We start from the raw sequence: 20989 nt of genomic DNA, 5'->3' as shown, positions 1-20989 counted from the left end.
CTGCGCGGCGTGACGCGCACGCCAGGCCCTTCCGGGCGCGGCGCGCGCGTCACGCCGGTCGGACGAACCGGGTCAGGGCTTCGTCGGAACCGTGATCTTGCCGCCGGCGATGTCGGCCTTCAGCGCGTCCAGCTTGGTCTTGATGTCGTCGACCTTGCCGCCGGACGTCGAGTAGCCCACACCGTCGTTGCTGAGGTCGTACTTCTTCGTGCCGCCCTGGAACGTGCCCTTGGCGACGGCGTCGACGAAGTCGTACACGGCCACGTCGACGCGCTTCAGCATGGAGGTCAGGATGTAGTCCTTGACCTCGGCGACCGCGGGCTGGTTGTACTGGTCGGAGTCGACGCCGATGGCCCACGCCTTCGCCGCGCCGGCGGTCTTGATGACGCCGATGCCCGCGCCGCCCGCCGCGTGGTAGATCACGTCGGCGCCCGCGTCCAGCTGGCCCTTGGCGGCCTCGTTGCCGAGCGCCGGGTTCTTGAACCCGTCGAAGTTCGGCGGCTGGGTCAGGTACTTCGCCGGCAGGATCTTGATGCCGGGCTTGGCGGCCTTGGCGCCCGCCTCGTAGCCGGCCTGGAACTTGTGGATCAGCGGGACGTTCACGCCGCCGATGAAGCCGATCGTGCCGGTCTTCGACTTCAGCGCCGCGGCGGCGCCGACGAGGAAGGAGCCCTGCTCCTCGGAGAAGCAGGCGCCGAGCACGTTCGCGCCCTCGACCTTGCACTGGTCGGCGTCGACGACCAGGAACTTGGTGTTCGGGAAGTCCTTGGCGACCTTGACGATCGAGTTGGTGTAGGCGAAGCCGACACCGATGACCGGGTTGTAGCCCTTGTTGGCGAGCAGCCGCAGGCGCGACTCCTTGTCCGAGTCGGGCTCGTCCGGCTTGGCGGAGATCTCCTCCAGCGTGACGTTCAGGTCCTTCTTGGCACGGTCGAGACCGGCGGCGGCGGAGTCGTTGAACGACTGGTCGCCGCGTCCGCCGATGTCGTACGCGAGACCTACCTTGACGGTCTTCTTGTCGCCGCCGGCGTCACCGTCGTCGGCCTTCTTGCCACCGCACGCGGAGGCGCTGAGCGTCAGCGCCGCCCCCGCCACGGTGACGAGCGAAATCTTGAGTCCACGGCGCACTGCTGCGCTCCTTCCGTTCCCCACCCACGGCACGGTGGCCGGACCGACCACCGAAATCCAGCAGACGCTATCCCGCCGCAAAGGTAAAAGATCCGGATTGCACTATTTCGCAATAGGTCCGTTACCAATGCGTAGGCAAGTCGCCACAGGTCAGAGCCATGGTGCCGCGATCATGGGGAGAGCGCTCACCGGCGCGCCGTCAGCCGAGCGTTTCGCTCTCGATCCGATCCTCGTCCCCCGGGCGTCCCGCCTCCCACAGGGCGGTCAGCGCGGTCCCCGTCAGGACGCGGACGCCGACGGCGATGCACCGCTCGTCCACGTCGAAGTCGCCCCGGTGCAGGTCGTACTCGCCGGGCGAGCCCGGCGTGCGGACCCCGAGCCGCGCCAGCGCCCCCGGGACCGACTCCAGGTACCAGCCGAAGTCCTCGCCGCCGAGGCTCTGCGGGGTCGGCACGACGCCGTCCTCCCCGATCACCTGGACGGCGGCGTCCCGGAACATCTGCACGCTGGCCGCCTCGTTCACGGTCGGCGGGACGCCCCGGACGTAGTCGAGGGACGCCTCCACGTCGTAGGCGGAGGCGACCGACTGCAGCAGCGACTTCATCATGTCCGGCGCCCGGTGCCACGCCTCGTCGTCCAGGCAGCGGACGGTGCCCTCGGCGATCCCGTCGTCGGGGATCGCGTTCGCCACCGACCCCGCCGACACCCGCCCCCACACCAGCGACAGGCTGGAGCGCGGGTCGACCCGCCGGGACAGCGCCGCCGGCAGCTCCGTCACGATCTTGGCGAGCGCGTAGACGAGGTCGGCGGTCAGATGCGGCCGGGCGGTGTGCCCGCCGGGGCCGGTCACCTTCACGAACACCTTGTCGCAGGCCGCGGTGATCGGGCCGGTGCGCAGCCCCAGCTGCCCCACCTCGATCCGCGGGTCGCAGTGCAGCGCGAACGCCCGGTCGACGCCCGCGATGCCGCCCGCCGCCATCACGTCCAGGGCCCCGCCCGGCGTCTCCTCGGCGGGCTGGAACAGCAGCCGGACCCGGCCGGGCAGCAGCCCCGCCGCCGCCTGCTGCGCGAGGAACAGGCCCGCGCCCAGCACCATCACGGTGTGGACGTCGTGCCCGCACGCGTGCGCGACGCCCGGCACCGTCGACCGGTACGGCACGCCCTCCTTCTCGTCGTGCAGCGGCAGCGCGTCGATGTCGGCGCGGAGCGCGATCGTCGTGCCGTCGGCCGGGCCGATGTCGCAGAACAGGCCGGTGCCGCGCGGCAGGACCCGCGGCTCCAGGCCCGCCGCCATCAGCCGCTCGGCGAGCAGCTTCGTCGTCCGGTACTCGTTGTAGCCCAGCTCGGGATGCATGTGCAGGTCGCGGCGGAACGCGATCAGCTCGTCCTCGGCCGCGGCGAGGAACGCGTCCAGCTGCGGCTGCAGCGCCGCGCCCACGGGCTCGGCGACGGGACCGGCCGGTCCGGACGCCCCTCCGGGCCGTCCCGGCGCCGGCACGCCGGCGCCGTCCAGGGACGGCACATCGGCGGCGTCCAGGCCGGGCACGCCGGCGGCCTCCGGGGACGGTGCGGCCGAGATGGCCGGGCCGCCCCCGGCGGTGGATGGTTCCAGACCGGGCATCACCCCGGGTCCCGGATGGGTCATGTGCGCCCCCTGCGCGATGGCGGAACAGGAAATGCCCCGTTCCCTGGTCGAGTCGTTCTCCGGGCCGGGCTCGGTGCCCGGCGGTGCGGCGGGTCCCGCGGCCGACTCGGCGGCGGGTTCCGCGGCGGATTCGGTGGCGGGTTCACGGACGGATCCGGCGCGGGGCGGCGGCACGTCGCCGCCCGCCCGGCCGGCGGGCCCGTCAGCGTCCGGCATGCGCCACCTCCCCCAGCGTGACGAACCTGTCCTCGGCGAGCTCGGTGACCGCCGCGTCGACGACGTCCTCCAGCGTCCCGCCGGCGGCGCGGATCGCGCGCTGCCGCTCGTAGGGGGCGCCGTGCTCCAGAACCTCTCCAGCCACCTTCAGCTCCTCCGCGCAGCCGAGCCGGTCGGCCACCGGCTCCAGTTCGCGGACGAGCTCGTACAGATCATCGCGCAGCGGGACGGTGTGCCCGCCGTCGTCGGTGATGACGACCGCGTCGAGGCCGTACCGGGTCGCGCGCCACTTGTTGTCGCGCACCACCCAGGCGGCCGGTCGAGGCAGGGTATAGCCCCGGTCGAGCTGCTGCTCGAACAGCGTGACGAGGCTTTGGCAGAGGGCGGCGGCCATGCCCACCTCCCGCATGGTGGGAATGCCGTCGAACATCCTGATCTCGATGGTGCCGAAATCAGGATGCGGGCGGATGTCCCACCAGACCTCCTTGATGCTCCGGATGGTTCCGGCGCGCATCAGCGTGTCCATGTAATCCTCGAACGCCGCCCAGTCGTCCAGCAAGTGGGGAGGACCGGCCGTCGGCAGCTGGCCGAAGACGACGGCCCGGCTGGACGCCAGGCCGGTGTCGGCGCCGCTCCAGTACGGGCTGGACGCGGTCAGCGCGAGGAAGTGCGGCAGGTAGGAGGACAGCGCGTTCACGATGGGGATCGCCTTCGCCACGTCGGACACCCCGACATGGACGTGGACGCCGAAGGTCTGGATGCGGCGGGCCAGCCACTGCATCTCCTCGACCAGCTCGGCGTACCGGCTGGACGGCGCCATCACCGCGTCCCGCCAGTCGCTGATCGGGTGGGTGCCGGTGCAGGCGAGCCGGAGACCGCGCTCGGCGGCGGCGGCCCGCAGCGCGGCGAGGCTGCCGCCGAGGTCCCGCTTGGCCTCGCCGACCGTGTGGCAGATGCCGGTCACGACCTCGACCGTCGACTCCATCAGCTCGTGCCGCAGCCGCGGGTTGTCGTTGCCCTCGCTGAGGGACGGCAGGGCGGCGAGCACCTCGCGCGCGTCCTGGCGCAGGTGCCGAGTCTCCGCATCGACGAGCTGGATCTCCCATTCGACGCCGAGCGTCGCGCCGTTCGATGCGTTGAAGTCAATGGCCACCGCCAACCTCCGTCCACAATCCTTGCAGGTCGCTGCGTGGCACGTGGCGCGAATTCCGCCAGCGGGTCGCTAAGCGTGGACCAATCCCGGGTCCGGCTCGTGTTTCGCTCTCATGATGGCGCCGTGCCCCGCGCCCCCGCCCGGACTCCATGCCCCTCGTGGATCAATTGACTCTTCCGGGCCGTGATGGACCGCCGCCCGACCCGTATCGCGGTCATGCGGGACCATCCGATGGAACTAGTCAGCCGTTCCACGGCGTGCGCGCCGACGGACGGTCACCCGTATCGTCCGTCTCATACGCTCCGTTAGCACCATACGCCCTATGCGCCCCGCATGTCCTCGGGATCATGCTGTTGGGTTCCGGGTACCTTCTCTCCGGATACGTCGTTTGCTCTCGGGGATCCCGGCGCACGGAACCCGATGGATCGAGGAGCGTCAGAGCTTGCGTCCAGTGCGAGGAAAGCACGCCGCCGCCCGCCGTCTCGCGGCGGCCGCCGGCGCGCCGCTGCTGTGCCTTCCGCTGCTTGCCGGTCCCGCCGTCCCCGCCGCCGCGCCCGCCGCCGCGGCGGCCCCGGGCGAGCCGGTCGGCGGGACGCGGCTCGGCGAGCGCGGCATCGTCGTCGACACGACGACCACGGGCCTGCCAGCGCTTCCGAAGATCAAGGCCGCGTCCTATCTGATCGCGGACGGCGGCACCGGCGAGGTGCTGGCCGCCAAGGACCCGCACGGCCGGTACCTGCCGGCGAGCACGCTGAAGGCGCTCACCGCCCTCACCCTCGTCGCGAAGCTGGACCCGGACCGGCGCGTCCGGCCCACGCAGCACGCCTGCGACGTCGAGGGCACCAAGGTGGGGATGACCCCGAAGATGGAGTACCGGGTCTCCGACCTGTTCCACGCGCTGATGATGATGTCGGCCAACGACGCGGCCGTCGCGCTCGCCGAGGCCAACGGCGGCATGAGGAAGACCCTCGCCGACATGAACGCCGAGGCCCGCCGCATCAACGCGCTCGACACGCTCGCCGGCTCGCCGAACGGCCTCGACGTGGACCTCGGGCTGAACGTCCGGACGCAGCACACCTCGTCGTACGACCTGGCCCTCATCCTGCGCGAGGCGATGAAGAACGCCGAGTTCCGCGGCTACGTGCAGAAGCTGTCGCACCCCTTCCCGGCGCCGCCCACCAAGAAGCAGCGCAAGAAGGGCAAGAAGATCGGCGGATACCCGATCTACACGCACAACCGGATGCTGCCGGGCCAGCCGTTCGCCTACCAGGGCATGCTCGGCGGCAAGAACGGCTACACGATCGCGGCCGGCCAGACGTTCGTGGCCGAGGCGCAGCGCGGCGGCCACACGATCATCATCGCGCTGATGAAGGCGGACCGCCCCCCGTCCCGCTACGCCGCCGCGCTGCTGGACTGGGGGTTCGCCGCGCGCGGCAAGGCCAGGCCGGTCGGTGTGCTCGTCCCGCCGGGCGATCCGGAGGCCGCGAAGAAGGACACCGGCTCGCCCGGCCTGCTGCCGGACGCGCCGCTCGCCACCGACGACTCCACCCGCCGGTGGCTGCTCGTCGGCGGCGGCGCCGTCGGCGCGGTGCTCGCCGTCACCGTGCTGACCCTGGTGCTGCGCAGGCGCCGCCGGTACTCCGCACCGGCCGCCCCCTCCGCACCACCCGTCCCGCCCGTTCCGCGGGAGGACACCGGGCCGTGACCGGGGTCTCGGCGGGGTGCCTGGCCCAGCGCCCGCCACCCGGCATACGCTCGTGGTGAGCGCCGGTTACCTCGCCACCGCCCGCCGGACGGCGAACCGGTGCAGCATGGAGGCATCGCCATGCACACCCTGCAGACCATGGAGAACCCGAGGCAGCGCACCGGGCACCTCGGGCAGTGCACCGAGCATCCGAACGTCCTGCTGCTCGAGGACGGCTACACGGCCTTCGCCAAGGGGGACATGGAGATCATCCGGTCCCTGCTCGCCGACGACGTCGTCCACCGGGTCACCGGGCGGGGGAGGCTGAGCGGCGAGTACCGCACCGCCGAGGAGGTCCTCGGCTACTACGTCCGGCTGTTCGAGCTGTCGGGCGGGACGTTCCGCGCCGAGCCGTACGCCCTGATGGCCAACGACGAGTACGGCACGGCCCTCGTCCACACCTACGCCGAGCGCCCCGGCCGGGTCCTGCACGGCCGCTCCGTCGAGCTGTTCCGCATCCGGGACGGCCGGATCGCCGAGATCCGCACGGTCCCGGAGGATCAGTACGCCGACGACGCGTTCTGGTCCTGACGCGGCCTCGGGGCCGCCACGACCGGCGGGTCGCACCGCTCGTCGGCCCGCTCGGGGCTGTCCTCGTCGGCGCTGAGGACGACCCGCCGCGTCGCCGTCCAGGCCGCCGTGAACAGCACGTACCGGGACGCGATGTTGATCCACACCATCAGCCCCACCAGCACGGCGAACGACGCGTAGACCGGGTTGCCGGTGGTGTGCCCGACCAGCACCGAGGCGATCTGCTTGAGCGCCTCGAAGCCGAGCGCGCCGACCAGCGCGCCCCGGCCGATGCTGCGCCAGGACGCCTGCGTCCCCGACAGCCGGGTGAACAGCACCAGGAAGATCACCGTGTTGAGCCCGACGCCGCAGCCGAGGGACAGCAGCCGGAACCCGGTGCCCGCGCCCGGCACGTCCTCCAGGCCCACCCAGTCCAGGAGCATGTGCGTCGAGGCCGTCGCCACCGACGACACCGCCATCCCGGAGATGAGGATCACGCCGAGGAACGCGAGGACCGCCGCGTCCCAGAGCCGCTTGCTGACGAAGTTTCCGCCGCCGCCCGGCTCGTTCGCCCAGATGTCCCGCAGCGACTCCCGCAGCACCTGCACCCAGCCGAGCCCGGTGATCAGCAGCGCGGCCGCGCCGAACAGCCCGACCGCCGTCTTGGACTGGGCGATCTGCTCCACCTGCAGCTGGTCGGACAGGCCGGGCAGCAGCGAGTTGACCGCCCGGACGAAGTAGTCCCGCGCCTGCTCGCTGATCCCGACGACGTAGCCGAGCAGCGAGTACGCGAGCGCCAGCAGAGGGAAGAACGACAGGAATCCGTAGCAGGAGAGCGCCGCCGCGAGCCGGTCGCCGCGCCGCTCCTGGTACCGCTCGAACGCCCGGCCGAGGTGGTCCAGCCACGGCCGCCGCTCGCGAGCACCGCGCCACCGTTCGCGGACGGCCTCCCCGAGCGCCTCGCCCCGGCTCTGCGCCCACCCGACCGCCCGCTCGATCACCCGCCGCATGCCCCCGCACGTACCCCCTGGGGCCCGGACGAAGCCGAGTGCGGTGCGCCATCGCCGACGGGTGCCGCGCGGGACGCCGGTTCTCAGGCCGGGCGGTTCTCTCCCCGGTGGGGGCCGGCGGCGCCGACACCGAAGACGAAGTCGCGCTGGGGGCGCCAGACGCCGTCCGCGCCGTGCTCGTACAGGGAGAAGCCCCAGACGTCGAAGTCGGCGCTGTAGGCGGACAGGTCCTTGAAGGCGCGGTCCATGACGTCGTCCGGCAGGTGGTGGGCGACCGTCACGTGCGGGTGGTACGGGAACGGCGGCAGATGAGCGAGCGGACCTGACGAAACCTTCGTCTGGACGCGGGAGCAGCCCTCGATTCCTTCGGCCAGTGCCACGTACACGACCGGTGACACCGGACGGAACGTTCCGGTGCCCCGCAAGCGGATGCGGAACCTGCGCTCGGCCCGCGCGATCTCCCGCAGATGCCCCTCGATCACGTCCAGGTCCGCCCCGGCGACCTCCGTCGGCGGGACCAGCGTGATGTGCGTCGGGATCGCGTTCGCGAGCGGGTCGCCGTACGCGGCGCGCCGGCCCTGGAGGTCCGCGCCGAACGGGGCGGGAATCGGGATGGCCACGCCGATCGTGCGGGTCGGGTCAGTGGCCACGTCCCACGAATCCCACCCGCTCGCGCACGGTGTCCATCGTCCGGGTGGCGACCGCGGAGGCCCGCTCGGCGCCGCGGGCGAGGATCGAGTCGAGGTGCTTCTCGTCGTCCAGCAGTTCGAGGGTGCGCTCCCGGATCGGGCCGAAGGTGTCCAGGACGACCTGCGCGAGGTCCTTCTTGAACTGGCCGTAGCCGGAGCCCTCGTAGCGGCCCTCGAGGTCGGCTATGGAGGTGCCCTCCAGCGCGGAGAAGATCCGCAGCAGGTTCGTGACGCCCGCCTTCTCCTCCTCGTCGTAGCGGACCTCGGTGCCGGTGTCGGTGACGGCCCGCATGATCTTCTTGCGCATCGGGCCGGGCTCCTCGAGGACGTCCAGGATGCCCTGCGGCGACGACGCCGACTTGCTCATCTTCGCGGTCGGCTCCTGGAGGTCGGTGATCTTCGCGGCGCCCTCCGGGATGAACGCCTCCGGCGGCGTGAACGTCTCGCCGAACCGGTGGTTGAACCGCTGCGCGAGCGTGCGGGTGAGCTCCAGGTGCTGCCGCTGGTCCTCGCCGACGGGCACGTGGAAGACCCGTTCTCCCTCGCCCGGCTCCGGCGTGTAGAGCAGGATGTCGGCGGCCTGCAGGATCGGGTACGTGAACAGCCCGACGGACGTACCGGACGTCCCCTGCTTGGCCGACTTGTCCTTGAACTGCGTCATGCGGCCGGCCTCGCCGAACCCGGTCAGGCAGCCCAGGACCCAGGCCAGCTCGGTGTGCTCGGGCACGTGGCTCTGCACGAACAGGGCCGACCGCTCGGGGTCGACGCCCATCGCGAGCAGCTGCGCCGCGGCGACCTTCGTCCGGCGCCGCAGCAGCGCGGGGTCGTGCTCCACGGTGATCGCGTGCAGGTCGACGACGCAGTAGAACGACTCGTGCGTCTCCTGGAGCGCGACCCACTGCCGCAGCGCGCCCAGGTAGTTCCCGAGGTGGAACGAGTCGGCGGTGGGCTGGATTCCGGACAGCACCCGCGGGGTCGGCGCGGCGCTGCTGGGGCTGGAGGCTTCGGGCGTCTGCACGGTTCGATTCTCTCAGGCTTCTCCGACGGACGGGGCGACCGGTGCAGGGTCCCGCCCTCCGGACGCCTCTCGCGGCGGACCTGTCGACCGGGTCCCGCCTTCCCACCGCGCCGATGCGGATAGCCTTGCCGCATCCCGGTCGCGCATTTGGAGGTCTCTTCGTGAAGCTGCTCGTCACCGGCGGCGCCGGCTACATCGGCAGCGTCGTCTCCGCCCAGCTCCTGGAGGCGGGCCACGAGGTGGTCGTGCTGGACGACCTGTCCACCGGGCACGCCGACGCCGTCCCGGACGGGGCCCGGCTCGTCCGCGGCACGCTCCGCGACACCGCGGCCGAGGTGCTCGGCGGCGCCGGATTCGACGCCGTGCTGCACTTCGCCGCCAAGTCCCTCGTCGGCGAGTCGGTCGAGAAGCCCGGCCTGTACTGGGACAAGAACCTCGGCGAGTCCCTCGCCCTGCTGGACGCCATGCGCGTCGCGGACGTCCCCCGCATCGTGTTCTCCTCGACCGCCGCGACCTACGGCGAGCCGGAGTCGACGCCGATCCTGGAGACGGACCCGACCCGCCCGACGAACCCCTACGGCGCGTCCAAGCTGGCGATCGACACCGCCCTCGCCGAGTACGCGCGGCTGCACGGCATCGGCGGCGTCTCACTGCGCTACTTCAACGTCGCGGGCGCGCAGGGGCGGCAGGGCGAGCGGCACACCGTGGAGACCCACCTGATCCCGAACGTGCTGAAGGCCGCGGACGGCGGCGGGCGGCCGCTGCGGATCTTCGGCACCGACTACCCGACGCCGGACGGCACCTGCGTCCGCGACTACGTGCACGTCACCGACCTCGGCAACGCGCACCTTTTGGCGCTGGACGCCTGCGCCCCCGGCACCCACACGATCTACAACCTGGGCAGCGGCAGCGGCTACTCCGTCCTCGAGGTCCTCGAGGTCTGCCGCGAGGTCACCGGACGCGACATCCCCGTCGAGACCGGCCCCCGCCGCCCCGGCGACCCCGCCGTGCTGGTCGCCTCGTCCGACCGGATCCGGACGGAGCTCGGCTGGAAGCCCGAGCGGGACATGCGCGCCATGGTCTCCGACGCCTGGACCTTCCTGCGCTCCCGATGAGGGACGCCCCCTCCGCGGCGGCCGACGCCTTCACCGCCGCGTACGGAACGGCGCCGGAGGGCGTCTGGCGCGCCCCCGGACGGCTGAACTTGATCGGCGAGCACACCGACCACAACGACGGGCTCGTCCTGCCGTTCGCGCTGCCGCTCGGCGTGTCGGTCGCCGCGGCGCGCCGCGACGACGGCGTCATCGAGGTCCGCTCCCTCCAGATGGGCGGGAAGGCGGTGACCGCGCCCGCCTCGGGCGGCCCGATCACCGCCGAGGGGTGGCCCGCCGCCGACGCGTGGGCCGCGTACCCGATCGGCGTGGCGCGCGTCCTGTACGGGTCCGGGACGGGCGGCGCGTCCCTCGTCATCGACTCCGACCTGCCGCGGGGCGCGGGCCTCTCCTCGTCCGCCGCGCTGGAGTGCGCCACCGCCCTCGCGCTCGCCGACCTGTACGGGATCGGCCTCGACCGCGCCGAGCTGGCCCGCCTCGCCCGCCGCGCCGAGCACGAGCACGCCGGCGTCCCCTGCGGCCCGATGGACCAGGCGGCTTCTCTGCTGTGCACGGCCGGCCACGCGCTCATGCTGGACTGCCGCAGCGGCCTGTCCGCCCAGGTGCCCTTCTCCCCCGCCGACGCGGGTCTGACGGTCCTCGCCATCGACACCCGCGTCTCGCACGCCCTGACCGGCGGAGGGTACGCCGCCCGCCGCCACGAGTGCGCCGAGGCCGCGTCCCTCCTCGGCGTCGAGGCGCTCCGCGACGTGAAGGACCTCCCCGCCGCGCTGCGCGCCCTCCGCGACCCGGTGCTGCGCCGCCGCGTCCAGCACGTCGTCACGGAGAACCACCGCGTGGAGGCCGCCGTCGGCCTCCTGCGGGCGGGCGCGGCGGCGGAGCTGGGCGCCCTGCTGAGCGCGTCCCACATGTCGCTGCGCGACCAGTTCGAGGTCTCCTGGCCCGAGGCGGACGCGGCCCTGGACGCGGCCCTGCGCGCGGGTGCCCGAGGCGGCCGGATGGTGGGCGCGGGCTTCGGCGGCTCGGTCCTCGTCCTGACCGCCGCCGACCGTGCCGGCACCGTCCGCGAGGCCGTCCGGAACGCCTATGACCTGCGCGGCTGGACGCCCCCGGCCTTCATCGAGGCCGCTCCGTCGGCCGGCGCCCACCGCGTCGCCTGACCGGCCGGCCTCGCAGAGGGCCGTCCTTCGTTCCGGCCGTCTACCCGTTCTCGCCGCGTCCCTCCAGGTCTTCGGCGATCTGGGTGCGGAGGGCCTCCGCGTCGGCGGCGGGGCCCTCCTGGTTCACGGCGCGGAAGCCCTCCCCGGCCCTGGTCGCGTGCTTCAGGGCTTCGTGCGGGTCGCCCGTCTGGGCCAGCAGGCGCGCCTCGTCGTAGGCGACCAGGGACGCGTACCAGGTGCGCGCGTCCTCGGCTTCGGCCGGGATGGCGTCGATCGACTCGCGGGCGGCGGTCATCGAGGCGGCCGCGGCCTCGGGGTCGCCGCTCCACAGGTGGCACATCGCGGCGCGGCGGCGGGCGTCGACGACGCCGTACGGATTCCCGGCCTTCTCGTGCGCGTCCGCCGCCGCGCCGAAGCGCTCGGCCGCCAGGGCGTCCTTGTCGAGGTCCGTCAGGATGCCGCCGGCCTCTTCCAGGAAGTGCGCGACCGCGGCGGGCTCGCCGTCCCGCGCGGCGTCCTCGGCCAGGGCCGTGAACGTGCCGGCGGCGTCCTCCTCGCCGAGCTCCTTCTGCGCGTGGCCGAGGATCAGGCGGCAGCGGCGCTCCGCGTCGGCCGCGCCCAGGTCCGCGAGGGCGGGCAGCGCCTCCTCCGCGACCTCGGCGGCCTCCAGCGCGCGGCCGCCCGACAGGTAGCCGGCGGCCAGGTCCACCCGGGCGAACGCGGCGTTCGCGTGCTCGCCCGCCGCCGTCCACCCCGCGACGGCCTCGACCAGGTCGGCGACGGCGTCGGCAGGGCGGTTCGCCGCCAGCAGGACGGAACCGCGCCGGCTGTGCGCCCCGAGCCTCATCCCCGACGACGCAGGCAGCGCTGCCACCGCCTCGTTCAGCAGCGCGACGATCTCGTCGGTGGGCTCCTCCACCTCGGCGCCGAGCGCGTCGGAGAGCATCAGCGCCGTCCGCGCCAGGTTCTCCGGCGAGCCGCCCGCGCGAGCCAGGGGAAGGGCACGGCGCAGCTCCGCGATCGCGCCCGGCACGTCCCCGGTCACCAGCAGGGCGTGCCCGCGCATCGCGTGCGCCTCGCCCCCGCCGGACGGGTCGTCGTCCGGATCGACGCGGTCGAGCGCCGCGAGGGCCTCTGCGGGACGGCCGCCCTCCAGATGGACGGCGGCCAGCCGCATGAGCGCGGCCGTGGCGGCGCCGTCCCCCGGCGGACGCGCCGTGAGGAAGTCCGCGGCGGCCGTCAGGTCGGCCAGCCCTTCGGGATCGCCGAGCGAGATCCGGATCGCGCCGAGACGGCTCAGCACCCGGTGCCGCCGCACGTCCTCGCCGAGCTCGCCGAACATGCGCGCGGCCTCCGCGAAGCGCAGCGCGGCGCTCTCGGCGTCGCCGTTCACGGCGCTTTCGACACCGATGCCGTCGATGCGGCGGGCGCGCTGCAGCGGGGTGAGGTCGACCGTCTCGGAGAGGGCGTCCACGCGGTGCCAGGCCGCGAACACGCGCGCCATGTCGTCGTCGGCGCGGCGCCGGTCCGCGAGGTCGAGGAGCGCGTCGACGTCACCGGGGAGGTCCGGTGCCGCCGGGGGCTCGGGCGCCGGGGCGGGCGCGGCCGGACGGCGGTGGTGCGCCGCCAGCGGCAGGAACTCGGTGAGCGGTTCGGCATCCAGCAGCGCACGCACCTTGTCGCCCTGGTGGGACGTGCCGTTCCGCGCGTCGAACCGGGCCGCGATGGCCGTCGCCGTCTCCGTCAGCTCCGCCCGCAGCACGTCGAGGGCCACTTCGCCCGAGGTGCCGCGGCGGATCGTCCCGGCGTGCCCGGCCGCCGCCACCCGGCGCAGCAGCAGCGCCGCCGCCGACGCGAACGACATGGCGTCCCGGGGGCTCGGCGCCCGGTCCAGCCAGCCGAGATGCCGCTCCACGATCTCCAGGCCGCGCGCCGCGTTGCCCGTCACCGCACAGAACCACACGTGCTCGGCGATGTCGCCCAGGTCGGCGAGGCGGGTACGGTGCACCCGGTACGCGCGGCGGTGCGCGTCCACGGCCTGCTCGGCGCGGCCCGTCCGCAGGTACACGTGCATCATCGCCGTCTGGACGGACTGCGGCTGCTCGTTGCAGCCCAGCTCCGCGTTCAGCACCGGCGCCGCGATCTCGAACGCGTCCTCGTGGCGTCCGGTGCCGACGAGATGCCACACCATGCCGGTCGGGTCGCAGCCCGCGCAGTCCGACAGCTCGTCGCGCGGCGCCGCCCGCCACTTCAGGAACCACTCGTCGGCCGACCCGTCCCCGACGTGCCGCGCCACCACGTTCCGGTAGTGGTACACCGCCTGGAGGCTGTGCCCACCGGCGCGGTACCGCCGCTCCATGTCGTCCAGGACGGCGTAGGCCCGGTCGAGGGGGATCTCCGGGAAGCGGGTGAGGGAGTTGACCGCCGCCTTCATCTGCCACAGCAGCATGTGGGTCTCGTCGAACCGGGCGGGGTCGCGGTCATGGTCGGCGAGCGTCCGGCCGAACGTCGCGAGCGCCTTCGCGGGCTCGCCGCCGTACTGGTAGGCGTCCGTCAGGCGGACCCGGATCCGGAACGCCAGCTCCTCCTCGCCGGCCGCCTCCGCCCGGCGCAGCGCGTCCTCCACCAGGACGGTCCGCGCCTCGCCGTAGGGCAGCTCCTCCGACCGCGACATCAGGTCGAAGACGTCCTCAATGCTCATCGCCGGCCTCCGGCCTCAGTGCTCTCATCGCCGCCCTCCGGGGCGTGGACGGCCCACTCCAGCAGACCGATGAACGAACGGTTCAGCACGGCCGTGTCGACCGGCCGCAGCGGATGGTGCCCGAGCAGCAGCGCCTGCCCGTACAGCGCCTGGACGGCCGACTCCACCGGGCCGCCCGCGCCGAGCGCCGTGATGCGTCGGGTCAGCGGGTTGCGATGGTTCAGGACGAGCTGCGGCCGGTCCGGGGCGGCGGTCGCGCCGACCGCGCCGAGCACGTCCGCCCACAGCTCGCCGGCCTGCTCGCGGGCCCGCGACAGCTCCTCCTGGAACTGCGCGTCCCGGCTGGTCAGGTACAGCGCGGGCAGCGACGCCGGGTCGAAGTCGCGGACGACCACCTCGCAGCCGAGCCGCTCCACCGCCGCCCGCGCCGCCGCGAGGAACGGCCGCAGCGCCAGCTCCGTCGCCGGGTCGAGGACGCCGAACGTCGTCGTCAGCTCCGCCGCGTCCAGCGGCGTGAGGCGGATGTCGGGATCGATCGCGGGCAGCCGCTCGATGATCTCCGTGTCGTGGACGTAGCCGCCGTTGACCAGGCCCAAGCCCTGCGCGCCCGCGACCGCCGACAGCCGCCGGAACTCGTCCACCGATGTCGTGAACCGGCCCTCGGGGTGCCGCCGCCGGAACTCCGACAGCGTCATCGCCCCCGCGGACGTCTCGAACTCCAGCCGGCGGTCCACGATGCGCAGCATGTCGTCGTCGTGCAGCGCCATCGCCTTCACGCCGAGCTGGTGCAGCCGCAGGAAGCCCCGCATCGCCGCCGGGTCCGTCTCGGCGAGGGTCACGAGCCACTGCCGCAGCACCTCGCCGAGGCCCTGCCGCGTCGCGTCGAGCAGCTCGTCCTCGAACAGGGCCTCGCGGCTCGCGGTCGGACGCAGCTCCCCCGCGTCCACGACGCAGCGCGCGAAGAACGCCCACTCGGGCAGCAGCCCCTCGACGCCCTCCGCCAGCAGCATCCGCTTCAGGTACACGCGGTGCGAGGCCCGCGCGGTCGGCGACACCGGATGCGGCAGGACGAACGCGACGCCCGTCAGGCCCGCTTCGGGCACGTCCAGATCGACCACGTCGAACGGCGTGAAGCCGTACAGGTCCTCGCAGTAGCGCTCGAGAGAGCGCCGCCGCGTCGCCGGGTCGGAGTACGCCGCCCGCCAGGGCGGCCCGTCGCCCGTGATCGGAACGCCGTCCACGGTCAGCTCGACCGGCAGCAGACCGCCGTAGGTGCGCGCCAGATCCGCCACCACGGACGGGCTCAGCAGCTCCGCCGCGCCGGGCCGCGCCCGCAGCGTCACCGTCGTGCCCGGTTCGTCCCGCTCCGCCGGCTCCACCCGGTAGCTGCCGCCCGAACGGCCCGTCCACCGGACGGCGTCGCCGCCCTTCGCGGACCGTGTCACGACTTCGATCTCGTCCGCGACCAGGAACGCCGACAGCAGCCCGATGCCGAACTGGCCCAGGAAGTCGTGCCGTGCGAACCCGAGCTCGTCCCGCTTCGACGACCGGCCGATCGTCGCCAGGAGGGCGTGCACCTCGTCCGCCGTCAGCCCGACCCCGTCATCGTGGACCCGCAGCGTCCCGCCGCCGGTCTCGATCGTCACCCGGCCACCGCCGCCACCGCGCGCGGTGATCGCGTCCACCGCGTTCTGCAGCAGCTCCCGCAGGTACACGCGCGGGCTCGTATAGAGGTGATGGCTCAGCAGATCCACCACGCCGCGCAGATCCACTTTGAACGCCTGCTCCGCCACCCGACGCCTTCCTGATCACGTTCTTTGGCATTCACACCCTAGCGACCGGTACGGACGCACCATCCCGGTTTTTCACGCGAACGAGCCCCGGCCCGTCGGGGCGCCGGGGCTCGCTGCGAGCGTCGGATCGGCTCAGATCAGGCCGAGCTTGCGGACCGCGTCGCGCTCCTCGACGAGCTCGTTCACCGAGGCGTCGATCTTGGCGCGGGAGAAGTCGTCGATCTCCAGACCCTGGACGATCTCCCACTCGCCGTCCCTGGTGGTGACGGGGAAGGAGGAGATGATGCCCTCGGCGACGCCGTACGAGCCGTCCGACACGACGGCCATGGACGTCCAGTCGCCCTCGGCGGTGCCGTTCACCCAGGTGTGGACGTGGTCGATCGCGGCGGACGCGGCCGACGCGGCCGAGGACGCGCCGCGCGCCTCGATGATCGCGGCGCCGCGCTTGGCGACGGTCGGGATGAAGTCGTTCTCCAGCCACGCCTGGTCGTTGACCGTCGCGGCGGCGTTCTTGCCGGCGATCTCGGCGTGGAAGATGTCGGGGTACTGGGTGGCCGAGTGGTTGCCCCAGATCGTCATCTTCTTGATGTCGGCGACGGACACGGCGGCCTTCTTCGACAGCTGCGCGAGGGCGCGGTTGTGGTCGAGGCGCGTCATCGCGGTGAACCGGCCCGCCGGGACGTCCGGCGCGTGCCGCTGCGCGATCAGGGCGTTCGTGTTCGCCGGGTTGCCGACGACGAGGACCTTGACGTCGTCCGCCGCGCCCGCGTTGATGGCCTCGCCCTGCGGCTTGAAGATGCCGCCGTTGGCCTCCAGCAGGTCGCCGCGCTCCATGCCCTTCGTGCGCGGACGGGCGCCGACGAGCAGCGCGACGTTCACGCCGTCGAACGCCTTCGTCGCGTCGTCGAAGATGTCGACGCCGGACAGCAGCGGGAACGCGCAGTCGTCCAGCTCCATCGCGGTGCCCTCGGCGGCCTTCACCGCCTGCGGGATCTCCAGCAGGCGCAGGCGTACGGGTACGTCCGCGCCGAGCAGGTGCCCGGACGCGATGCGGAACAGCAGCGCGTAGCCGATCTGGCCCGCGGCGCCGGTGACGGTGACGGTGACTGGGGTGCGCGTCATTGTTCTTCTCCTGCTGGTGACCTGACGTGGCTCAGGCGGCCATCCTGGGAACCCGACCGCCCGAGAGCCACGCCGCCGCGCGTGATCTCTCGGTGTCGAGATAGTTCGCCCTCAGGCTATCGCGCGGGACCTCCCCCGCACCCGCCAGGTGCACCCCGCAAATCTCACAGACGCGGAAGGCCGCCCCGGACGGATCCGGGACGGCCTTCGAGGATCGGACGGGATCAGCCGTTGATCTTCTTCTGAAGGTTGGTGTCGAGCGCCTCCAGGAATTCCTGCGTCGTCAGCCAGGGGGTCTCACCGCCGACGAGGAGGGCCAGGTCCTTGGTCATCTGGCCGCTCTCGACGGTCTCGATGCAGACCTGCTCCAGCTGCCGGGCGAAGTTGACGACCTCGGGCTGGGAGTCGAGCTTGCCGCGGTGCTCGAGGCCGCGTGTCCAGGCGAAGATCGACGCGATCGGGTTGGTCGACGTCGGCTTGCCCTGCTGGTGCTGCCGGAAGTGGCGGGTCACCGTGCCGTGCGCGGCCTCGGCCTCGACGGTCTTGCCGTCGGGCGTCATGAGGACGGACGTCATCAGGCCGAGCGAGCCGAAGCCCTGCGCGAGCGTGTCGGACTGGACGTCGCCGTCGTAGTTCTTGCACGCCCAGACGAAGCCGCCCTCCCACTTGAGCGCCGCGGCGACCATGTCGTCGATCAGGCGGTGCTCGTAGGTGAGGCCCTTGGCGGCGAAGTCGGCCTTGAACTCGGCCTCGAAGATCTCCTGGAAGAGGTCCTTGAAGCGGCCGTCGTACGCCTTGAGGATCGTGTTCTTCGTGGACATGTACAGCGGCATCTCGCGGCTGAGCGCGTACCGCATGCTCGTCCGCGCGAAGTCGCGGATGGAGTCGTCGAAGTTGTACATGCCCATCGCGACGCCGCCGCCGGGGAATTCGGCGATCTCGAATTCCATCGGCTCGCCCTCGCCGGTCGGCGTGTAGGTGATCGTCACCTTGCCGGGGCCGGGGACCACGAAGTCCGTCGCCTTGTACTGGTCGCCGTGGGCGTGGCGGCCGATGATGATCGGCTTCGTCCAGCCCGGGACCAGCCGGGGGATGTTCGACACGACGATGGGCTCGCGGAAGATGACGCCTCCGAGGATGTTGCGGATCGTCCCGTTCGGGGACCGCCACATCTTCTTGAGGCCGAACTCTTCGACGCGCGCCTCGTCGGGGGTGATGGTGGCGCACTTGACGCCGACGCCGTGCTCCTTGATGGCGTTCGCGGCGTCGATGGTGACCTGGTCGTCGGTCGCGTCCCGGTGTTCCATCCCGAGGTCGTAGTACTTCAGATCGACGTCGAGGTACGGGAGAATCAGCTGGTCCTTGATGAATTTCCAGATGATCCGCGTCATCTCGTCGCCGTCGAGCTCGACGACGGGGCCCGCTACTTTGATCTTGGGCATGCTGTTGCTGTCCCTTTCCTACACCGGCCAGCAGTCCTTGTAAGGCTCAACTGGCAAGGCTAGCCGAGCGCGTCAGGAGGTCTAGACCTGCCCCGGCAGACTTTCCACTATACAGCCGCCTACCAGGGGAAACGCGGACAGCCCGGTCTCATCTACCGGTACGGGACGCCTTGCGGGCGGCGCGCCGCTCGGCGAACAGGTACCGGACGCCCCGCACCGCCAGCGCGAGGATGATCAGCACCCCGAAGGCGCCCGCGAGGGCGAGGCCCGTCTTGTTCATCGGCGGGATGGACAGCGCGACGAACGCGACCGTCTCGCCGAGGATCACGAGCGTCCAGCAGTCGACCGGACGGCTGCGCACCGCGAGCAGGCCGAGCTGCGACTCCGGCAGCAGCAGCCGCGCGAGCGCGCCGAGCAGCAGGGCGGCGGCCATCAGGCCCGAGCCCTTGCGGAAGTAGTCGAGCGCGCAGAGGGCGAGACCGCCCGCGACGCCGCCGAGAACGAGCAGGTACGGCAGCGAGCCGAGCCAGTGCGGCGCGGCGCCGTGGCCGCGCGGCGCCCTGCGCCGGCGGCGCTGCACCTGGGTGCCGGAGTTCGCGCCGTGTGTCGCCATGTCCTTCTTCACGTTAGTGCCTCGGCGGGCGCCGCACGACATCGGTCCGGCTTGTCGCCGGGTGTCCGATACGGGGTGGACGGTGCGCGAAAACCCCTGCCCCGGCAGTGCTACTCGCCGGTAGGAGGGTGTGACGCACCCCCGCCCGGGTAACCCGGACGACAGGGGTCGCTAACTAGCTGGGAGGACTGCCGTGGAGGGGCCGTTCATGCGGATCGAGGACAGCGGGCTGGTGATGCCGCTGCGCCCCGACGTGACGACGGTCGGGAGAGGGAGAGGAGTCGACGTCCACCTCGACGACCCGAGTGTGTCCCGTCTGCACGCCGAGATCATCCGGCGTGGCCCATACGTCTATGTCGTCGACCTGGGATTGTCCCGCAACGGGACCCGGGTCAACGGCCGACCGATCGCCCGCCGTGTCCTGGAGGACGGCGATGTCGTGAGCTTCGGCACGGCCAGGGTCCGCCTGGGGGGAATCCCCCGGGAGGAGGTCGAGCCCGATGTCGAGCTGCGCCGCGCCGTCGCACCCGAGCTGACCCGCCGCGAGGTGGACGTCCTGACCGCCCTGTGCCGGCCCGCCCTGTCGGACGAGGCGTTCGTGGCACCCGCCACGGCGCGCGACATCGCCAGGGACCTCGTCGTGACGGAGGCGGCCGTCAAGCAGCACCTGCTGCGCCTCTACCAGAAGTTCCGCATCCCCGAGGGGCCGAACCGGCGGACCCGGCTGGCGAACGAGGTCATCGCGATGGGCCTCGTCCGTCCGCTGCCGCCGGTGCAGGTCCCGCAGCAGGGGCGTCCGCCGGTGGACGGCCGGACGACCGGGGGGGGGGCCCCCCCCCCCCCCCCCCCCCGCGCCCCCCCCCCCCGCGGGGGGGCCCGCCGCCGTGTCCACGTGGGGCGGGGCCGTCTGTCTAGGCGGCGGAGTTCTCGGCGGCCTCGACGACGTTGGCCAGGAGCATCGCGCGGGTCATGGGGCCCACGCCGCCCGGGTTCGGGGCCACCCAGCCGGCCACGTCCATCACGTCGGCGGCGACATCGCCGGCGAGCTTGCCGTCGACGCGCGAGACGCCGACGTCCAGGACCGCGGCGCCCGGCTTCACCATGTCGGCGGTGATCAGGCCGGGGACGCCGGCGGCCGCGACGACGATGTCGGCGCCGCGGGTGTGCGCGGCGAGGTCGCGGGTCGCGGTGTGGCAGAGGGTGACGGTCGCGTTCTCGCTGCGGCGCGTCAGCAGCAGGCCGAGGGACCGGCCGACGGTGATGCCGCGGCCGACGACGGCGACCTCGGCGCCCTTCAGCGGGACGTCGTGGTGGCGCAGCAGCTCGACGATCCCCTTCGGGGTGCAGGGCAGCGGGCCGGGCTGCATGAGGACGAGCCGCCCGAGGTTGGTGGGGTGGAGGCCGTCGGCGTCCTTGGCGGGGTCGATGCGCTCCAGGACGCGCTGCTCGTCCAGGCCCTTCGGCAGGGGCAGCTGGACGATGTAGCCGGTGCAGGCGGGGTCGGCGTTCAGCTCGGCGACGGCGCGTTCGACGTCGTCCTGGGCGGCGTCGGCGGGCAGGTCGCGGCGGATGCTCTCGATGCCGACCTCGGCGCAGTCGCGGTGCTTCATGTTCACGTACGCGTTGCTGCCGGGGTCGTCGCCGACGAGGACGGTGCCGAGCCCGACGGCGACGCCGCGCTCGCGCAGCGCCTCGACGCGGCCCTTGAGGTTGGAGCGGATCGCGGCGGCGAGCGCCTTGCCGTCCAGGATCTGTGCCGTCATGGTTTCCTCCGCGTGGGTCGCGCCGGGACCGAGCCCGGCTCGAGGTCCCGTCCACCCAGGCGCGCGGTGTCCGGACTGTTGGTTCGCTCCCCGGTGGTGATCCACCTTGACCGCGCCAGTCGCGTCGAAGTCCATGGTAGCGGCGCCGGACGGGCGTTCCGCGGGCCCGT

Annotated in this window: 16 protein-coding genes, 1 pseudogene and 1 riboswitch; of the genes and pseudogenes, 5 read left to right on the top strand and 12 right to left on the bottom strand. The window is 72.7% G+C overall.

The window, feature by feature from the left end:
• Window positions 1–72 precede the first annotated feature (72 nt).
• The 3 genes from IE99_RS0123120 to IE99_RS0123110 form a co-directional block, all read right to left on the bottom strand.
• Window positions 73–1128, bottom strand: a complete 1056-nt coding sequence (locus IE99_RS0123120) for a BMP family lipoprotein (protein ID WP_030174699.1) — start codon at window positions 1126–1128, stop codon at window positions 73–75.
• 199 nt (window positions 1129–1327) lie between these two features.
• Complete coding sequence (locus IE99_RS0123115) at window positions 1328–2773, bottom strand: amidohydrolase (RefSeq protein WP_425423852.1); 1446 nt, start codon at window positions 2771–2773, stop codon at window positions 1328–1330.
• A gap of 202 nt (window positions 2774–2975) precedes the next feature.
• The gene (locus IE99_RS0123110) at window positions 2976–4142 is read right to left on the bottom strand and encodes a glutamate--cysteine ligase (protein WP_030174688.1); all 1167 of its coding nucleotides are present in this window, start codon (window positions 4140–4142) and stop codon (window positions 2976–2978) included.
• A 451-nt stretch (window positions 4143–4593) separates the two neighbouring features.
• On the opposite strand from IE99_RS0123110, the gene IE99_RS0123105 reads away from it, so the two are divergent.
• Both IE99_RS0123105 and IE99_RS0123100 read left to right on the top strand, forming a co-directional pair.
• A complete protein-coding gene (locus tag IE99_RS0123105; protein WP_245623316.1) occupies window positions 4594–5847 on the top strand; it encodes a D-alanyl-D-alanine carboxypeptidase family protein in 1254 nt (417 codons plus the stop codon).
• Between the two features lie 120 nt (window positions 5848–5967).
• Window positions 5968–6417, top strand: a complete 450-nt coding sequence (locus IE99_RS0123100) for a nuclear transport factor 2 family protein (protein ID WP_051713077.1) — start codon at window positions 5968–5970, stop codon at window positions 6415–6417.
• Here the strand turns inward: IE99_RS0123100 and IE99_RS0123095 are convergent.
• The 3 genes from IE99_RS0123095 to trpS all read right to left on the bottom strand — a co-directional run bounded on the left by IE99_RS0123095 (window position 6387) and on the right by trpS (window position 9113).
• Complete coding sequence (locus IE99_RS0123095; RefSeq protein ID WP_030174680.1) at window positions 6387–7406, bottom strand: YihY/virulence factor BrkB family protein; 1020 nt, start codon at window positions 7404–7406, stop codon at window positions 6387–6389. The genes IE99_RS0123100 and IE99_RS0123095 overlap by 31 nt on opposite strands.
• Before the next feature lie 83 nt (window positions 7407–7489).
• Window positions 7490–8056 carry a 2'-5' RNA ligase family protein gene (locus tag IE99_RS0123090; RefSeq protein ID WP_030174677.1) on the bottom strand — a complete coding sequence of 189 codons (567 nt, stop codon included), beginning with the start codon at window positions 8054–8056 and terminating at the stop codon, window positions 7490–7492.
• Window positions 8046–9113, bottom strand: coding sequence for a tryptophan--tRNA ligase (gene trpS, locus IE99_RS0123085; protein WP_030174674.1), 1068 nt, complete (start codon window positions 9111–9113; stop codon window positions 8046–8048). The genes IE99_RS0123090 and trpS overlap by 11 nt, the downstream gene beginning before the upstream one ends.
• 161 nt (window positions 9114–9274) lie before the next feature.
• Between trpS and galE the strand changes: the two genes are divergently transcribed.
• Window positions 9275–10228: a UDP-glucose 4-epimerase GalE gene (gene galE, locus IE99_RS0123080; protein WP_030174671.1), complete on the top strand. Its 954-nt coding sequence runs from the start codon at window positions 9275–9277 to the stop codon at window positions 10226–10228.
• Window positions 10225–11385, top strand: coding sequence for a galactokinase (galK, locus tag IE99_RS0123075; RefSeq protein ID WP_030174670.1), 1161 nt, complete (start codon window positions 10225–10227; stop codon window positions 11383–11385). The genes galE and galK overlap by 4 nt, the downstream gene beginning before the upstream one ends.
• 40 nt (window positions 11386–11425) lie before the next feature.
• Here galK and IE99_RS0123070 read toward each other — a convergent pair whose 3' ends face one another.
• The 5 genes from IE99_RS0123070 to IE99_RS29660 all read right to left on the bottom strand — a co-directional run bounded on the left by IE99_RS0123070 (window position 11426) and on the right by IE99_RS29660 (window position 19056).
• The gene (locus tag IE99_RS0123070) at window positions 11426–14086 is read right to left on the bottom strand and encodes a hypothetical protein (RefSeq protein ID WP_051713072.1); all 2661 of its coding nucleotides are present in this window, start codon (window positions 14084–14086) and stop codon (window positions 11426–11428) included.
• Window positions 14083–15879, bottom strand: coding sequence for an HSP90 family protein (locus IE99_RS0123065; protein ID WP_030174666.1), 1797 nt, complete (start codon window positions 15877–15879; stop codon window positions 14083–14085). The genes IE99_RS0123070 and IE99_RS0123065 overlap by 4 nt, the downstream gene beginning before the upstream one ends.
• Window positions 15880–16011: 132 nt before the next feature.
• Complete coding sequence (locus IE99_RS0123060; RefSeq protein ID WP_030174664.1) at window positions 16012–17001, bottom strand: malate dehydrogenase; 990 nt, start codon at window positions 16999–17001, stop codon at window positions 16012–16014.
• A 224-nt stretch (window positions 17002–17225) separates the two neighbouring features.
• Entirely contained in the window at window positions 17226–18443 is a 1218-nt protein-coding gene (locus IE99_RS0123055; RefSeq protein ID WP_030174662.1) for an NADP-dependent isocitrate dehydrogenase, read from the bottom strand.
• Window positions 18444–18591: 148 nt separating this feature from the next.
• Window positions 18592–19056: a DUF3017 domain-containing protein gene (locus IE99_RS29660; RefSeq protein ID WP_084219861.1), complete on the bottom strand. Its 465-nt coding sequence runs from the start codon at window positions 19054–19056 to the stop codon at window positions 18592–18594.
• A gap of 208 nt (window positions 19057–19264) precedes the next feature.
• Between IE99_RS29660 and IE99_RS33730 the strand changes: the two are divergent.
• A pseudogene (locus IE99_RS33730) lies at window positions 19265–19465 on the top strand (FHA domain-containing protein); the annotation flags it as partial.
• A gap of 502 nt (window positions 19466–19967) precedes the next feature.
• On the opposite strand, the gene IE99_RS0123040 reads toward IE99_RS33730, so the two are convergent.
• Complete coding sequence (locus IE99_RS0123040) at window positions 19968–20819, bottom strand: bifunctional methylenetetrahydrofolate dehydrogenase/methenyltetrahydrofolate cyclohydrolase (protein WP_030174653.1); 852 nt, start codon at window positions 20817–20819, stop codon at window positions 19968–19970.
• Between the two features lie 46 nt (window positions 20820–20865).
• Window positions 20866–20952: riboswitch (ZMP/ZTP riboswitch) on the bottom strand.
• Between the last annotated feature and the right edge of the window lie 37 nt (window positions 20953–20989).

Origin of the sequence: Spirillospora albida, assembly GCF_000718255.1 — a bacterium.
In the GTDB taxonomy this organism is placed as follows: Bacteria; Actinomycetota; Actinomycetes; order Streptosporangiales; family Streptosporangiaceae; genus Spirillospora; species Spirillospora albida.
The sequence above is the reverse complement of the archived record's forward strand: the minus strand, read 5'-3'. Positions and strand labels throughout refer to the sequence as shown.

Coding starts and splice junctions, on each gene's coding strand:
- IE99_RS0123115 (WP_425423852.1), bottom strand. CDS start 2,773: ATGACCCATCCGGGACCCGGGGTGATGCCCGGTCTGGAACCATCCACC.
- IE99_RS0123100 (WP_051713077.1), top strand. CDS start 5,968: ATGCACACCCTGCAGACCATGGAGAACCCGAGGCAGCGCACCGGGCAC.
- IE99_RS0123095 (WP_030174680.1), bottom strand. CDS start 7,406: ATGCGGCGGGTGATCGAGCGGGCGGTCGGGTGGGCGCAGAGCCGGGGC.
- galK (WP_030174670.1), top strand. CDS start 10,225: ATGAGGGACGCCCCCTCCGCGGCGGCCGACGCCTTCACCGCCGCGTAC.
- IE99_RS0123070 (WP_051713072.1), bottom strand. CDS start 14,086: ATGAGCATTGAGGACGTCTTCGACCTGATGTCGCGGTCGGAGGAGCTG.
- IE99_RS0123060 (WP_030174664.1), bottom strand. CDS start 17,001: ATGACGCGCACCCCAGTCACCGTCACCGTCACCGGCGCCGCGGGCCAG.
- IE99_RS0123055 (WP_030174662.1), bottom strand. CDS start 18,443: ATGCCCAAGATCAAAGTAGCGGGCCCCGTCGTCGAGCTCGACGGCGAC.
- IE99_RS29660 (WP_084219861.1), bottom strand. CDS start 19,056: ATGGCGACACACGGCGCGAACTCCGGCACCCAGGTGCAGCGCCGCCGG.
- IE99_RS0123040 (WP_030174653.1), bottom strand. CDS start 20,819: ATGACGGCACAGATCCTGGACGGCAAGGCGCTCGCCGCCGCGATCCGC.